The 15,653-nt window shown below is 63.4% G+C and carries 13 protein-coding genes; 7 read left to right on the top strand and 6 right to left on the bottom strand.

Translation table 11 applies throughout. From position 1 onward, the window contains the following. Positions 1 to 239: hypothetical protein (locus SM757_RS30420; protein WP_322468212.1), on the bottom strand; the 239-nt coding region annotated here is incomplete at its 3' end. Between the two features lie 334 nt (positions 240 to 573). On the opposite strand from SM757_RS30420, the gene SM757_RS30415 reads away from it, so the two are divergent. The 3 genes from SM757_RS30415 to SM757_RS30405 all read left to right on the top strand — a co-directional run bounded on the left by SM757_RS30415 (position 574) and on the right by SM757_RS30405 (position 4,503). After that, on the top strand, positions 574 to 1,458 hold the full coding sequence (locus SM757_RS30415; protein ID WP_322468213.1) for a LysR family transcriptional regulator: 885 nt from the start codon (positions 574 to 576) through the stop codon (positions 1,456 to 1,458). 163 nt (positions 1,459 to 1,621) lie between these two features. Continuing rightward, positions 1,622 to 2,425, top strand: a complete 804-nt coding sequence (locus SM757_RS30410; protein WP_322468211.1) for an alpha/beta fold hydrolase — start codon at positions 1,622 to 1,624, stop codon at positions 2,423 to 2,425. Positions 2,426 to 2,460: 35 nt separating this feature from the next. After that, positions 2,461 to 4,503: an ATP-binding protein gene (locus tag SM757_RS30405; protein WP_322468210.1), complete on the top strand. Its 2,043-nt coding sequence runs from the start codon at positions 2,461 to 2,463 to the stop codon at positions 4,501 to 4,503. Between the two features lie 28 nt (positions 4,504 to 4,531). On the opposite strand, the gene SM757_RS30400 is transcribed toward SM757_RS30405, so the two are convergent. Further along, positions 4,532 to 6,166: an MASE1 domain-containing protein gene (locus tag SM757_RS30400; protein WP_322468209.1), complete on the bottom strand. Its 1,635-nt coding sequence runs from the start codon at positions 6,164 to 6,166 to the stop codon at positions 4,532 to 4,534. A gap of 595 nt (positions 6,167 to 6,761) precedes the next feature. On the opposite strand from SM757_RS30400, the gene SM757_RS30395 reads away from it, so the two are divergent. Next, positions 6,762 to 7,016, top strand: a complete 255-nt coding sequence (locus SM757_RS30395; RefSeq protein WP_322468208.1) for an ATP-binding protein — start codon at positions 6,762 to 6,764, stop codon at positions 7,014 to 7,016. Between the two features lie 51 nt (positions 7,017 to 7,067). On the opposite strand, the gene SM757_RS30390 is transcribed toward SM757_RS30395, so the two are convergent. Further along, the gene (locus SM757_RS30390; protein ID WP_322468207.1) at positions 7,068 to 8,375 is read right to left on the bottom strand and encodes an EAL domain-containing response regulator; all 1,308 of its coding nucleotides are present in this window, start codon (positions 8,373 to 8,375) and stop codon (positions 7,068 to 7,070) included. Positions 8,376 to 8,813: 438 nt separating this feature from the next. On the opposite strand from SM757_RS30390, the gene SM757_RS30385 reads away from it, so the two are divergent. Continuing rightward, the gene (locus SM757_RS30385) at positions 8,814 to 10,547 is read left to right on the top strand and encodes a sensor histidine kinase (protein ID WP_322468206.1); all 1,734 of its coding nucleotides are present in this window, start codon (positions 8,814 to 8,816) and stop codon (positions 10,545 to 10,547) included. Here SM757_RS30385 and SM757_RS30380 read toward each other — a convergent pair. Next, positions 10,510 to 11,331 (bottom strand): helix-turn-helix domain-containing protein, encoded by an 822-nt coding sequence (locus tag SM757_RS30380; protein ID WP_084267873.1) that lies wholly within the window; start codon positions 11,329 to 11,331, stop codon positions 10,510 to 10,512. The genes SM757_RS30385 and SM757_RS30380 overlap by 38 nt on opposite strands. 314 nt (positions 11,332 to 11,645) lie before the next feature. On the opposite strand from SM757_RS30380, the gene SM757_RS30375 reads away from it, so the two are divergent. Further along, entirely contained in the window at positions 11,646 to 13,499 is a 1,854-nt protein-coding gene (locus tag SM757_RS30375; RefSeq protein ID WP_322468205.1) for an ATP-binding response regulator, read from the top strand. 140 nt (positions 13,500 to 13,639) lie between these two features. On the opposite strand, the gene SM757_RS30370 is transcribed toward SM757_RS30375, so the two are convergent. Beyond that, positions 13,640 to 14,407, bottom strand: coding sequence for an N-acyl amino acid synthase FeeM domain-containing protein (locus tag SM757_RS30370; RefSeq protein ID WP_157119237.1), 768 nt, complete (start codon positions 14,405 to 14,407; stop codon positions 13,640 to 13,642). 206 nt (positions 14,408 to 14,613) lie between these two features. On the opposite strand from SM757_RS30370, the gene SM757_RS30365 reads away from it, so the two are divergent. Further along, entirely contained in the window at positions 14,614 to 14,880 is a 267-nt protein-coding gene (locus tag SM757_RS30365; protein ID WP_322468204.1) for a hypothetical protein, read from the top strand. 156 nt (positions 14,881 to 15,036) lie between these two features. Here the strand turns inward: SM757_RS30365 and SM757_RS30360 are convergent, their stop codons facing one another. Then, complete coding sequence (locus tag SM757_RS30360) at positions 15,037 to 15,462, bottom strand: hypothetical protein (RefSeq protein WP_322468203.1); 426 nt, start codon at positions 15,460 to 15,462, stop codon at positions 15,037 to 15,039. Positions 15,463 to 15,653 lie beyond the last annotated feature (191 nt).

The following is a 15,653-nucleotide window of genomic DNA, read 5'->3' as shown; positions in this document are numbered from 1 at the left end:
GGCTCCAGCACGGCCGCCGCGCCCAGGGGCAGCGGGCGCGGCAACGGGCCGGGCATCACCGGCGGACGCGACCACTGCGTGAACGTCTTGTAGGGAAAGCCCAGCGACTTGGAGGAGCCCTCGTTCCAGCCCAGGAACCAACTGCGCGCTTCTGGCGACTCGTCGCTGTAGGGGCAGTGCTTGCTGAACACTTCGCCCGCCTTGAACCCACGCTTCCAGGCTTCGTCCAACGCCATCATCGCTGTTGCTCCTTCGTGCTTGTCATGAAGGCGTAAGCGCAAGCTGCATACCAGCCCGCACGCGAACCGGTTTCTCCGCCAAAACCTCAGGGTTAACCCGTGAAATTGGCTGTCAAACCGGCTGTGCCGGCCAGTTTCACGGGCCTGGAGCCCGTTCAGGAATGAAGCAGGGCTGCGGCCGGCTGGCACAAGGCCGGCTGTACCGGCCGCTTGTCACAGGTGTGCGCACAACGCACACGCCAAGGGCTGGCGGCAGGCGGCGTGACCGCATCTTCGGCGCATTGATTTACCGCTTAGCATGCGCTCAACTCATGTGTTGACCAAAGAGGCCGCCGTGACGCTGGTGCAGTTGCGACATCTCATTTCCCTGGCCGAGACCGGCTCCTTCACGCGCTCGGCCGAGCTGCTGTTCATCACGCAGCCCGCGCTCAGCCGCAGCGTGGCGGCGCTGGAGCAGGAGCTGGGACAGCCGCTGTTCGACCGCGTGGGCCGGCGCAGCGAGCTCACGCCCTTTGGCCGCGAGGTGGTGCAGCGCGCGCGGCAACTGCTGTTCGAGGCCGACGAGCTCGCCGCCAGCGGCCGCCAGATGAGCGCCGGGCAGGCCGGGCGGCTGCGCCTGGGCCTGGGCTCCGGGCCCGGCGCGCTGCTGATGGCGCCGCTGCTCCAGGCCATGGCCACGCGCCACCCCGGCACGGTGCTGGAGATCGCACGCGGCGACATCCACCTGCTCGAACACGCGCTGCGCGAGCGCCGGCTCGACGCGCTGGTCATCGACGCGCGCTCGCTCTCCCCCGCGGCGGACCTGCACGTGGGCTCGCTGGCCGAGCTGCGCGGCGCCTTCATGGTGCGCGAAGGCCACCCGCTCACGCGCTGGACGGGGGCCTTGCGCTTTGCGGCGCTGCAGCAGTTCCCCATCGCCTCCACGCCGCTGAGCGAGGAGGTGGCGCGCATCCTGGTGGAGCGCTACGGCCCAACGGCACACCCGGCCCACTGCGTCACGCTGCGCTGCGAGGAGATTCCGCCGCTGGTGGACGTGGCCCGCCACAGCGACGCCGTGCTGCTGGCCATACGCGCGGCGGCGCCGGACCTGGTGGAGCTGGCGCTCGCCCCCGCGCTTGACGCCCGCGCCCGCTTCGGCATGGTCACCCTGGCCGGCCGCGCCGAGCCGCCGGGCCTGCACATCGTGCGCAGCCTGGTGGAGGCGCTGCTGCATGACTGAATGCCTGGGCCGTGGCGCGCGCCGTGCCCCAGGGCCTGCGCCATCTCAAGCTTTGGGCGAGCCGCTGCGGGAAGTGCTAGGTTTTGCGCCCTGCGGCAACTGAATTGCTCCCGCCGGCACCTAACATCGCAGTGAAGTGAATTCATTGGGCGCCGGAGTTGCTGTGAACGGGAATGTCCTTTTGCGCCACCGCGTGCGCGTGAGCGGCAGCGGATCGCGAGCGCTGTTGTTCAGCCACGGCCTGGGCTTTGACCAGCGCGCCTGGCGCCTGGTGGCCCCGGCCTTCGAGGCCACGCACCGCGTCGTGGTGTTCGACCACGCCGGCTGCAGCGCCGCCGCCGCGCAGAGCTACGACGAGGCCCGCCACGGCAGCCTGCACGGCTACGCGCAGGACCTGCTGGACATCTGCGACGCGCTGGCGCTGGAGCGCGTGTCGGTGGTGGGACACTCGGTGGGCGGGATGATCGGCCTGCTGGCCAGCCTGGCGCAGCCCGCGCGCTTCGAGCGCCTGGTGCTGCTCACCGCCTCGCCCTGCTACATGAACCTGGGCGACTACACCGGCGGCTTCGACCGCGCCGACCTGGAGGCGGTGCTGGCCATGATGGAGCGCAGCATGCTGGGCTGGGCGCAGTTCATGGCGCCCATGGCGCTCAACGACCCCAGCCGCCCGGAGCTGCTCAGCGAGGTCGAGTCCAGTTTCGCCGCCAGCGACCCCTACACCACGCAGCGCCTGGCGCGGCTGGTCTTCCTGGGCGACCACCGCGCGCTCATGCCGCAGGTCAGCGTGCCCGCGCTGCTGGTGCAATGCGCGGGCGACGTCGTGGTGCCCGTGCCCGTGGGCCATTGGCTGCACGAGCACCTTGCCGGCAGCGAGCTGGCGCTGCTGGACACGGCCGGCCACTGCCCGCAGCTCAGCCAGGCGCCGCGCACCACGGCGCTGATCGCGCAGTACCTGGGCGCCGCCTGAAACTCCCGCCCCGCCCCGCTCCGCCACGCCTGCCCATGCCCAGCCTGCTCATAGACCCCGACGCGCTGCCCTGTCCCTGGATGAGCGTGGGCGCCGACGGCCTGGTGCGGCAGATCAATACCGCGCTGTGCGAGCTGCTGCACGGCACGCCGCAGCAGTTGCAGGGCCTGCACATCGACGCGCTGCTGGGCGGCGGCGGGCGGCTGCTGTACTACGGCTACTTCATGCCCATGCTGCGCATGCACGGCGCCGCGCGCGAGCTGGCGCTGTCGCTGCGCGGCTGCGACGGCGCCACGGTCGAAGTGCTGGCCCACGCGCGCGCCCACCCCGCGCCGCCGCAAGCCGCCGAGCACATCGACCTGGTGGTGCTGCCCGTGGTGGAACGCCGACGCCTGGAAGACGAGCTGCTGCGCGTCAAGCGCGCCGCGGAGCTGGCGCCGGGCATGCTGTTCCAGTTCGTCTGCGAGGCCGGCGGCCACTGCGCCTTCGCCTACGCCAGCGAGGCCGCGCGGCGCCTGTACGGCGTGGTGCCCGCACAGCTGCGCGAGAGCGACGCGCCCTGGCTGGAGCGCATACACCATGAGGACCGCGAGCGCGTGCGCCGCGCGCTGCACGCCGCCGCCGACAACGGCCAGACCTGGCGCGACCGCTTCCGCGTCACCGCCCCCGACGGCGGCCAGCGCTGGCACGCCGTGCAGGCCACGGCCAGCGCCGGCGATGGCCGCGTCGTCTGGCACGGCTACGTGGCCGACATCACCGAGCAGTACGAGCTGGAGGTGGCCGCGCAAAGCCGCGAGACGGCCGAGCGCGCCAGCCGCGCCAAGACCGAGTTTCTCGCCCGCGCCAGCCACGAGCTGCGCACGCCGCTCAACGCCATCCTGGGCTTTGCGCAGTTGCTGGAGCTGGAGTCCGGCGCGTTGGGCGGGCCGCAGCGGCGCCAGTTGAGCCTCATCGGCGAGTCCGGGCGCGAGCTGCTGCGCCTGGTGGACGACATGCTGGAGATCGCCCGCATCGAGGCCGACCGCGCCACGCTCAACCCCGTGACGCTGCCGCTGCGCGCGCTGCTCGCGCGTGCCCTGGAGCTCGCGCGCGAGCAGGCGCAGGGCCAGGGCATCGTGCTGCAACTGGTGGAGTGCGCGCCGGCGCTGCTGGTGCTGGCCGACGAGGCACGGCTGCTGCAGGTGCTGGGCCACCTGCTCTCCAACGCCGTCCAGTACAACCACCCGGGCGGGCACGTGTGGCTGTCGGCGCGCGAGGACGGGCGCGGGCACCTGTCCATAGAGGTCAAGGACGACGGCGTGGGCCTGGACGCGCAGCAGCAGGCCGCGCTGTTCCAGCCCTTCAACCGGCTGGGGGCCGAGCGCGGCGGCGTCAAGGGCGCGGGCCTGGGCTTGACCATCGTGCAGCGGCTGCTGCCGCTGATGGACGGCGCCATTGCCGTGCGCAGCCTGCCGGGCATGGGTTCCACGTTCACCGTGCGCATGCCCGCCGTGGCGGCCGAGGCCGCGCGCGCGGCCACGCCGGGGCTGCTGGAGCACGAGCTGCCGCAGCCGCAAGGCGCACCGCCGCACGGTACCGATGCGTCGGGCGGTGCCGCCGGTGCCGCGGGTGTTTGTGACGCCGTTGCCGGCGGCGCCCCGCACGCGCCCAAGCCGGCCGCAGCCGGCGACGCGCCGCCCAAGCCCGCCCCCGCACCGCAGGCCGGGACGCCGGCCGTGGACGTGCTCTACATCGAGGACAACCCGGTCAACGCGCTGCTGATGCAGACGCTGTTCCAGATGCGGCCGCAATGGCGGCTGCAGGTGGCGGTGGACGGTGCCGGCGGCGTGGCCGAGGCGCTGCGCTGCCGCCCGCGGCTGCTGCTGGTGGACATGCACCTGCCGGACATGAACGGCATCCAGGTGCTGGCCGAGCTGCGCCGCCACGTGGCGCTGCGCGACGTGCCGGCCATCGTGGTGTCGGCCGCCGCCATGTCCAGCGACATCGAGCAGGCCCAGGCCGCCGGCTTTGCCGCCTACTGGACCAAGCCGCTGGACTTGCCGCACATGCTGGGGGAGCTGGATTCGCTGCTGGGATAGGCCGGCCAGGGCCGCCTGAATTTCAGGGTTACCGCGGCAGCAAGGCCAGGGTCAGCGTGACGCTGAAGGTGCTGCCCTGGCCGGGCGCGCTCTGCAATTCAAGCAGCCCGCCCATCATGTCCACGAGGCGGCGCACGATGGCCAGGCCCAATCCCGTGCCGCCGAATTGCCGCGTGGTGGAACTGTCGGCCTGCATGAAGGGCTCGAAAATATGGGACTGCTGTTCCAGGGGAATGCCCATGCCGGTGTCCTGAACGGCAAAAAGCAGCGTCACCAGCTCAGGGTTGCAGGTGACGGGGTGAACGCTCAATACCACGCTGCCGGACTGCGTGAATTTAACGGCATTGGACAGAAGATTGATCAGCACCTGCTTGAGCCGTAAAGAATCGCCCACGACCTCGTCAGGCAGGGGCACCGGAATATCCAGGCGCAACTCCAGCGCCTTGGCCTGGGCTTGCGGCTGCAGCAAGGCACACACCGCATCGAGCAGTGGCAGCAATTTGAAGGGAACGATTTCAAGCTGCAGTTTGCCGGCTTCGATTCTTGACAGGTCCAGGACGTCGTCAATCAAGCTCAACAAATGCCCGCCTGCATGGTGAATATGTGTCGCGTAATCTCCTGCCGGATGAGGCAGGGACATGCGTGTCATCAAATGGCTGAATCCCATCACGGCGTTCAAAGGCGTGCGCAGCTCATGGCTCATATGGGCCAAGAACTGGCTTTTCACCTGGTTGGCGCGCTCGGCGATGATCCGCTGTGATTCCGCCGCTGCCAGCGCAGCCTCCGCGGCAGTCCGCGCTGCGTTCAGTTCCAAAGCCGATTTGCGGCGCTGGCAGGCCAAGCCGGCCAGCACCAATCCCGTCAGGGCTGCAGCCATGATGAAGGACTGCACCAGAAACTGGCGTGTTTCCAATGCGTAGTCCAGCGCAAACGGCCCCAGGCCCCGCTTGGTGTAGAGCACGACTTGGACAGTCATCAGGAAATTGGCCAAGGCGATGGCCAAATGCTCACCGCGAATGGCAGCCCAAATCAGGATGGGGAGAATAATAAAGATGGTCGGATGCGGGTTAAGCATAACGCCATGCCCGACCGCCAACAACAGGCACAGTATCAGGGCAATTTCCGCAGTCCTGGCCGCGCCCCTGCCGGTGCCGCCCTGCGGCCCCAAAACGGCCAGTATCAGCGGCGCAAACATCAAGACGCCGGCAGCATCGCCTGTCCACCACAATTTCCACGAGTCCAGCAAAGGGTCGCCGGTATGGATGCTTACGGCGGTGCCTCCCACCAACATACTCAAAAGAGGGCTGAACACGGTGGCACACAATAAAAATGCCATCACGGACGCCACACCGGAAAACCGGAAATTCCCCCGAGCCCAACGCTGAAGTAAAAATGCACCAACAAAGGCTTCCAGGGCGTTGCCGATCGCGATGACCACCGCAATGCCGGGCGGAAACTTGAAAATTACGATGCTGGAAAAAAGGTCAGCGCACAGCGCAACAGCCATCAACGGCGGCCATTGGCGTGCAGGCTGAAGCAACAGCGTTGCGACGAACAAGCCGCTGGGCGGCCACAGGCACACGCCCATAGCGGGCGCAATAGAAAACCCCTGGCCGCCCCAGGCCGCAAGGATATAAACCACCGGAAAAACGAAAAATCGCATTCTCAGGGCGATTGCCTTCAATTTGTTCAGAACTTTGCCGCTTGCCCCCCAGGATTCCAACGCATCACCTCGATCTTTCGTGCATTTTGGGCCAAACGTTTTGACCGGGCCATGAAGCAGTCAAATCAACGCATGCCGAATAAATTTCGCGCCAGTGGCTGACCCACTTTTACCGACACCTGCCATAATGCTTTGCAGCATTGTAAAATGGGCCAGCGTGACGCCATAATTTTCTAACAAAGCGTGTATTTCGCACATCAGACATGCCGGATCAGGCAGGCCAAAACCCATAGCAAGCAAAACGTCAGGCAGCGTCCACTTACTCTTCTTTCAGAAAACACTTTGCATGTATCTCGCGCCCAACCGATGGGCAGCAACAGGTCATATTGGAGCGACGATAAATCGACAGCGGCAGCAATTTGTAAATATTTTCGGCTCATGACAAATAGGCACACAAAGAAATACCCAAACCGCCAGCTCCCGCATCGGCGGGCGTGCGGCAGCCTAAGGGCCCGGGTCTTGCCCGGGCTTCTATCGAGCCCAGCCGACGCCCAGGCCTTCTCTCTTCAGCCGCCTGCAGCCGCGGCGCTGGCCCTTGGGCTCATGGCGGCCGTGGCGCATCCCGCGACAGAAGCAGGCCGCAATCTTCCAGCCCTTCACCCGGGCCGACGCCTCCACCACGCGGCGCTTCGGCGGCACGGGCTTGGGGCTGTCCCTCGTCCAGCGGCTGGGGGAGATGATGGGCGGGCGCCTGGCGCTGGACAGCGCGCCCGGCCAGGGCAGCCGCTTCAGCGTGGAGTTGCCGCTGGAGGCGGTGCAGGCAGGGGCGGGGGCGCAAAGCGGCGGTTGAGCCCAGCCGTTGTATGGCGTGTCCGGATTGCCCCATTCGTGGGCGCGGGCCTTACCAGCGCTTGAGGAAAACGTCGTCCGCCAGCTCTTCTTCCGCAGGCATGCGCAGCCCGTCGAGCCCGCGCAGCCACTGGCGCATGGCCTGCATGGACATGGGCCGCATGAGCAGGTAGCCCTGCGCCTCGGTGCAGCCGGCCTCGCGCACGGCGCGCAGCTCCGAGGGCGACTGCACGCCCTCGGCCACCACGCGCAGGCCCAGGCCGCGCGCCAGGCTGGTGGAGGACGCCACGATGGCCTGCTTGGCCGCGTCCGTCGCCATGCCCGCTACCAGGCTGCCGTCCATCTTCAGCTCCGAAAAAGGCAGTTGCGACAACTGCAGCGGGCTGGAGTAGGCGGTGCCGAAATGGTCCAGCGCCAGGCCAAAACCCATGAGGCGGCAGCGCGTGGTGTTCTCGATGACGGTGGTGAGGTCGCCCAGGAGGTCGTGCTCGTCCACCTCCAGCGTGAGGCGGCTGGGCTCCAGGCCGCAGCGCCGCACGGCCTGCTGCAGCTCGGCGCAGAAGCTCTCGTCCGCCAGCAAGCGCAGCGAGACGTTGAGCGCGCCGCGCAGCGGCAGCCCGTCGCCCACGCAGGCGGCCAGGAACTCGCAGAGCTGGCGCACCATCAGCAGCGTGGCCTCCTCCAGCAAGCCGTGCTGGTGCAGTGCCGGCAGCAGCCGCGCCGGGCCCAGCGGCGCGCCGTCGGAGCTCACGCCGCGCATGAGCGCCTCCACGCACACCACGTCCCGGCTGGCCAGCCGGACCTGGGGCTGCAGCCAGGGTTCGAGCCGGCCCCCGTCCAGCATCGCGCGCAGCTCCGACAGCGGCAGCTCCGGCGGCACGGCCTTGTCCTTGCGCGCGCCGCTGCGCCGGTAGTTGCGCAGCGCCTGGGCCACTTGCCCCTGCCCCGCCGAAGGCTCCAGGCAGCACGCGGCCTCCAGCTTGCAGCACTGCGCCATGGCCAGCACGCTCTTGAGCACGCCGCGCGGCTGGTGCTGCGCCGCAAAGAACAGCAGCGGCGCCTGCTCGTCGCCGCAAAGCAGCCGCATCAGGCGCAGCGCATCGCCGTCCTCGAAATGCAGCCCGCACACCAGCACGTCAGGCGGCTGCGCCTCACAGTACAGGTGCAGCAGCAGATGCTGCATGCTGGACACCCGCACGCCGACCTGCCAGCCATCGGCCAGCAGCTCGGCTTCGAACTGGCGCGCACAGGCTTCATCGGCGCACAGCACCCAGGCACGCCCTGGCCGCGACACCACGCTGGGCCGCAAGGAAGAAACAGGCAGCGAACCGTCGTCAGCCGCGCGACGGTGCCGCTCCACGGCCCAACTCCGGGGCGCCTCCCAGCGGGCAGGAGAAATGCTGTTCGTGGGGTAGGAACTCAGGCTCACGGGACACCCATCGTGCGCGGTTGGTCACAAAACGTCCCGCCTGACGGCACAGCGCCGCGGCGGCACCCACTGCAGGCACGAATGCCTGCGAGCTCAGATACATTTTATGACATTCTGTCTCAAAGCGCACGTTTCCTGACCTCATTGCGCAGGAAACGCAAACTTTCACCGGAATCTGGTTTACACACCTTACAAGTGGGGCTTGGGCAAGTGACGGCAAAGCGCGGTATCGGTGAAATGTCGTCCAAGGGAAAAATATAAAAAATTCTCCAACAGGAGATAAATCTCAGGCCAGTCAAACCGCAGGACGCTGTGCGGCGCAAAGTAGACGAAGCCGGTTGCTACACTGGCCGCTTGCGACTCCCAAATATGACCCTTCAGGATCGAAGTCCATATTTAAATATGTTTTGTGTGATTTCCGGCCTTTGGGCAAATTCAAAATTTCGCGATTGGCTTGGAGCACATTCGGTCCGCGGCCGTGACGAAAGCGAAAAGCGCCGCGCTCTGGCGCGGGCCCTGCATGGCCTGGCGGCGCTGGCCGCCATCGCGCTGACGGGCCCCTGGCGCGACGGCGCCTTCGGCAATGTCCTCGTCGCGCCGCTGCTGGCTGCGGCCTGGGCGGTATTGGGTCTGGTGCAATATGTGTTGTTGCGCCGCGGAACCAATGCCCTGGTCGGATTGCAATATTTCACGATATTTTTCGACGCCGCGGCATTTGCCGTTTTTCTTTGCGACGCGCCCACTGCCACCAGTTTTCTCGTGCCCTACCTGGCCTTCATCGTGATTCCGGTGGGCCTGCGCTACGGCGTGCGCACATTCTGGTTCGCCTGGGCAGGATCGTGGCTCACCGCCACGCCTGTGCTCTACTTCGGCAACCCCTTCTGGTCAGCCCACGCGCAAACGCTGATGTCGCTGGTCTTTTTGGCACTGCTGCCGGCCCTGTATTTTGGTCCGTTGCTGAGCCAATGGCGGGTGCGGATGAAAAAGGACACTGACGAAAATCAGTTGTGGGCCTTAGAAGCCGCCATGGTGGCCAAAAGCGCTTTTCTGGCGCGGGTAAGCCACCAGTTGCGCTCACCGCTACAGGCCATCATGTCCTCGCTGGAATTGATGGAAGCGCCTTCCCAGCAAGCCAACCGGCCCAAACTCGCGGCCAATATCTCGACGTCCGCGCAACGGCTTTCCCAGGAATTGCGCGACCTGCTGACCATTGCGCGGGCCGAAGCATGGCAATTGCAATTGGCGCCCTCGCCATTCGAGGCCGGCACGCTGCTGGAATCCGTGGCGGCCGAGCTGCAATCCGACGGCGGCAACGGCGGACGCCAAATATGGACCCGCCCGCTCCAGGAGCCGCTGTTCCTGGTGGCGGACTCCGACAAAATCGTGCAGGTGCTGGCCAACGTGGCCAAGCACCTATCGGCCACGCTGCACCCCCATACCCTGACGCTGTCCATGCAGCCTTATGACGAGGCGCGCGGCCACATCAATTTCGTGGTCGAGGCGGAAGCTGCAGGCACCCCACCCATGGAAGCCGTTGCGGCCGATGCCCAGGGGACCAAGGACGCCCTCAACGACAGCCTGAGCCTGACCCTGGTGCGCACGCTGACGGAATTCCTGGACGGGCACACGGCACTGGAGAAACTACCGCCCAACCGGCTTCAATTCAGCGTCACCATTCCCTGCGAGCGGGTGCGCGACGACGAAGACGGCCTCCCAATGCCGCCCACCGATGCAAAAGTCATGGTGGTCAGCAGCAATTCCCAGGCTTGCCGAGAATTGATGTCGTCACTCAATGAGCAGGGCCGGATGGTGGAATGCGTTTTCGCCATCGCCACGGCCGCCAACCGACTGGCGTTGCAGGAATATGCACTGGTGTGCGTGGACATGGAATTACCGCGCCACAACGCCCGCCGCCTGGCCCTGAGCCTCAAAAGCAGCCAAGGTGCCAACCGCGACACACCCATACTCGCTTTCCATGCGCGAACGTCCGAAAAGGACTCCGGCAAACCCTGGCCGTTCGACGCCCTGCTGACCGGCAAAATCTCGCGGGCCAGCTTGGTACAAGCTATTTCTTCGCTACGGCCTGGGCAATTGCAGCATTGATAATGGAAAATCGAACCGGCTTTTCAAAAAACAAAATCTTGTGAACCGCCATGAGCGCCGCCACCTCCGCCTCGCTGGCCAACCCCGCCCCAATCTGACCTGTCAGCACCGCCACAGGAGCGTCGGGCTTCATTTTTCTGATGTCGTCAATCAGGTTTTTGGCGGTTTCACCGCTGACCAGCCAGTCGAGCACGAAGGCGTCGTATTCCGGTATTTTATTGCGCAGGTCACTGACAGTGAAAAATGCATCGGATTCCAGGCCCGCTTCGGTGAAGGACGCAGCCAGGGTGACGGCCAATTCCTGCACGTCGTCCAGCACGGCCACGCGGGTCAAACGCTCCGGCGGCGGCTCTATCAATATCCGCTTGATGGCGTAGCAATTATCTCGAACGGCATTGTTGACCGGGCAAATCAGCCATTCCGAATTCACCGGCACGGCCACCAGCGCGCCTTCCGGGGCATTGCTGATACGTTCGCCCGGCCACAGATAAGCCTCCACCGAGGTTTTGCCCATGACCAATTGGGCCGTAACGCGCTTCTCGGATTCGAGGGCCGACAACACCATGGAGGCAAAAGTGTCGCCAAAATGGCGGGCCAGAATTTCCAGCTCTTCCGGCGTCCAAGGCGAGTCGCCATTGATCTTGCGATGCGCTTGGCTGTAGGACAGGCCCAACACGTCGCGAATGGTGGTCGAGTGCTTGTGCGAAGCAATCCCGTGGCGCCGGAGCAACGACACGGCCAATTGGGACCCGAGCGGGAAGTTGGATTCAACGGGCGCTGGCATGGGTGTGGTGATTCGTCATGGTGTCGCCTCGCGGCGGAAAGGCAAGAAAATTTCCACAAAAGGCAACTTGTTCAAGACCAAATCGCGGTTCGCGGTAGGTGCTACTGCCGTCTTTTGCCAAGCAGTGCACCAAGTACGTGAGGCTGTTGATCGGTATGACCAAGCATTTTAGGCATCACGGCGAGCGGCAGCCGTCGGCGTTGTTCCGCACTGCGTCAGCGGCAGCACGCATGGGCTCTGCAAACCTGACTTCACACGCCGGAGAGCATAGAAAACGAAGTTGTCGAGGAAGGTACTTCAGTAGGGGAAAGTGAATGGCACAGGAAGAAAAGCAGTTCCGGACTGCCCAAGCCGCCCATATTGGAAGATTCGACCATGAATTAATGGCCGAGGTCCATTATGAGCAAATGGAGAGCATGGCGAACCGGATCAAAGGCGGGGCGGTTGGAGCCTTGCTTTATTCCGTAGTGATGGCCGTTTATCTTCACGAGAGCGTTGGCATTTACGTCTGGTATTGGCTGGCCACAAAAACGCTGGCCGCCGCCTGGAGGCTGGCACTGGTTTTTCGCTGGAAAGATTGTAAAGCGCGCCAGCCGGTACTGGATCGTTGGTTTTTCTGGATAAGAGTCACCCTTTTTCTCGACGGCGTTCTGCTGGGCGCGATCGGTTTGCTCGCATTACAGTCCAATGCCCCCCAAGAAGCCCTGCTTTGGACAGCCGCGGGCTTATGTGGCGTGTCCGCTGTCGCCATGAGTACGCTGGAATCCGACTGGGTTTCAAGCGTACTCTACTCAACGCCCATTATTGGCCAGACCATACTTTATTTATTGATCCAGCAATCATTTTTTGGAAACAGCACTGCAATCGCAATAGCTATTTATGGAGCCGTGCTGCTGCTTAATGCCCGCAGAGCTGCACGCGATGAAAGGCAACGCATTGTCCAAAGTCGAACCATACTGCGCTACAAAAAACAGAATGAAATTGCCCTGGAAATGGCCCGCACCGAGTCACGCATCCGCGTAGAAATGATGTCCAGCATCACGCACGAATTGCGCACCCCTATACACGGCATTTTGGCAATGAGCAACCAGATAGCCCGCGACCCTTCGGCAAACAGCACCGCCAAGGCAGCGGAGATGATCATCAAATCAGGCGAGCATCTGGTAAGCCTGGTCAACGACATGTTGGATTTCGGAAGGCTGGAGGCTGCAGGCGTTACATTGCGCCCTGAAGTATTTGATTTGAATGATGTGATCGAGGAAGTCAGCAATATTGGCTTTCTGATTGGGCAGGAGAAGGGCGTAAAATTTGCCGCCTGGAATGTGCTCCCGATGCCTTACCATGTCCATGCCGATCCGGGACGAATAAAGCAGATTTCACTCAACCTCATCAGCAATGGCATCAAATTCACCGACAAGGGCGGAGAGGTGGTCTTGCGCGTGAGGGATGCGGACGGAAATGGGAATATTATCCTTGACGTTGCCGACAATGGCCCCGGCATCGCTGAAGAAAATCTCACAACGATATTCGAACCATTTTCCCGGCATGCACAGGAAAAAGTCGGCGGAGGACTGGGCAGCACCGGGCTGGGTTTGAGCATTAGCAAGCGCCTGGCCACTGCGATGAAAGGCACGCTGGAAGTGTCCAGTGAGCTTGGAAAAGGTTCAACCTTCACCTTGAAAGTCAATCTCGCCAAGGTCGTCGTTTCTTTACAAAATCGCCAACCCAAACAAGAATTCAACCTGCCCGCAACATTGGAAGGTCATGCACTTATTGCTGAGGACGACAACTTAACCGCCGAACTGGCGCGCTCCACGCTTGAAATGTGCGGATTGAGGGTCAGCGTGGTGGGCCGTGGCGATTTGGCTGTCCAGGCCGCCATGAATGACTCGCAACGGCCCAATATATTGCTCATGGACGGTGATATGCCAGGACTGGATGGACTGGCGGCAACACGCAAAATCAGGGAATACGAAGCACAAACTGCGTCGCCACGATTGCCCATAGTTATCGTCACCGGCCGGTGCATGCCGGAAGACGTCATCAACGCGCGGCAAGCAGGCGCCGACGCCCATTTGGGCAAGCCCTATTCAAACAACGACCTGATCCGGACAGTTGCGCAGCGGCTCGCACCGATGCAGAACCACAAGCGCGGCAAAATCAATTAAATTGATTCATGCCGCCGCTTGCGCCCTGCATTTCCAATATCATCTTCTCACGGTCAAGGCCAAACCTGCTCCGCTCCGGATTTTTCACCGGGGGAGCCCGGCTTGGCACCAGCTTCACGCCGTGACCGCAGCATTGAGGTTCAAGCCCCATCAATTCCTACGGGGTCGATATTCTCACTTGCCACTGCGACCCGAGAAATACCTGAGAATGCTTTGGCAAAAATGCTGATATCGGGATGCCACGTTCTGAAGACGAAATGGTAAAACGGATTGCTCATTCTGGCCCAATCCTGTTCAGCAGTGACGTTGCTCAACCAGAGAATCCGGTGAGGAATTCCACCCGTATAGCTCAGGGGAACTTCCCGCTTGTCTTCATACAAATCCGAAAACCCCAGGGCACGATATTGGCGCATCAGTGCAGGCCGCGAGCCCGCATAAATTCCAGCCACCTGGGTTGCAATGTTATGAAGATGGCAGGCCTTGACGATACCCATGCGTACCGACTTGTCCTTGTACGACGGGAGCACGACCAGCCTGGTAATCTCCGATACCAGCAAGCCACGCAAATGCGCCGGCTCTTCAATGCAACCGTGAATCTGCAAGGGACGGTTGCGATTGACCTGTATGCGGCAAGAGCCCACGACCTCGCCGGTGGCCTTGTCCTCGGCACAGAAAACCACCGTGTCGGGGTCCATGTCCAGCGGGTCCTCCTTGCCGAATTGCGCCGCCATCAAAGGCAAGTGATGGCCATAGGCCAGCGCCCGCAGTTTGCGCACCCGTGCCAGGTCGTACTCGTTGTCCACCGCGCGCACGGTAAATCCCAGAATCTCGCGCTTCGGAGATTCCTGTGGCTCCTGGTGCTCGGGTTGTGCATACTGGGCAAGGGCAGCGATTTGGCGGCTTTCCATCATGACTCCATGAAACAAAATCCCAATCAACAAATAAGCCCTGCGACATGATTGGGAAAACGTCGCGGGCGGGGATCGATCCACATGCCGCGGTTTTGCATGGCCAAATGCTGTTTGACAGTCCGACAATGGCACGACCACAAAACCAGGCCGCTTATTGGAGCCAATATAGAAACTGGCTTGCAGAATGCTTGCTGAAATAATCCGTGAGCAGTGCTGCTTTTGATTGCCAGCCGCTTTCGGCGTTCGTGCTTATCCCTGCTTCGCTTCCTGAAGAAAGCCGGCATGAAGATTGTGTTTTTTGTCAGGAAATGACCGAAGATACTGCTGGTTTGCGCGTGACCGAACGGGAATATGTGATTTTTCAGGCGGGGCCGCATACACCGGCCCGCCGGAAATTTCCAGGCTGTTGGTCAATGAAAATCAAGATGCCGCAAACGCAAATCCGGCGGCCAGCGCCACTGCCGCCATGATGGCGGTCGGGTTGCAGTTGTGCTTGCCGGCGCCCTGCGGCGCGGCCCTGGGGCGCCACATCCGGCGCAACACGCGCCCGGTGCGGCCGGATCGCCGCAGGCCCGCGCGCCCACAAGGGGCGCGGCGTCAGCCGCCGGGGAGGTGGCTGCCCGTGCTCAGAGGCCGACGTCGCGGCCCGTGGACGCGGCCCGCGCGCTCAGGCCGAAGTGGCTGTCGCGCGCCATCACGGCGTCCAGATGGCAATCCGGAATTTCGGTCGCGGCCTGCAGATTGAAAATACCCGCACGCTCCAGCATGGGCGGTTTGCGGATGGAGCCCCATATGCCCAGCGCCGTGGCCAAACCTTTGAACTGGTGCGCGGTCAATTCACCGCAGCCGTCCAATATGCGCAGCGGCAGCACGGGCGAAGCAGGACAGGAAGAATAAAAGGGGCGGGCCGACCAGAAAAACAGACCCTCCCGGGTCGCCAGGCGCCTGATGGACCAGAAGGCCCAGCACGCCACACCGCCACCGCACAGTTGCACAGGCTGGCCATAAAGCACACCTGCTTTCACCAACAGCCTGTCCTGCGTCAAGGACAAGGACGTGAGTATTCCTTTGGGCAGGCAGGCAACCGATGAGCGCATGGGTCAAGGCAAAGTTTCGGCCCGTCTATCGGCAGGTAGCGGGACACATTTCAGTGTAATTGACCGATGCGCAAAAACTTTCGTATTTTTTGGCAAGACAAGGCCAGATGGCGCGCAATTCATTCCCAAATGATGCCTGCGCCGCC

It is taken from the genome of Azohydromonas lata, from assembly GCF_034427735.1.
Taxonomy (GTDB): Bacteria; Pseudomonadota; Gammaproteobacteria; order Burkholderiales; family Burkholderiaceae_C; genus Azohydromonas; species Azohydromonas lata.
This window is presented reverse-complemented; position numbering and strand designations above follow the sequence as displayed.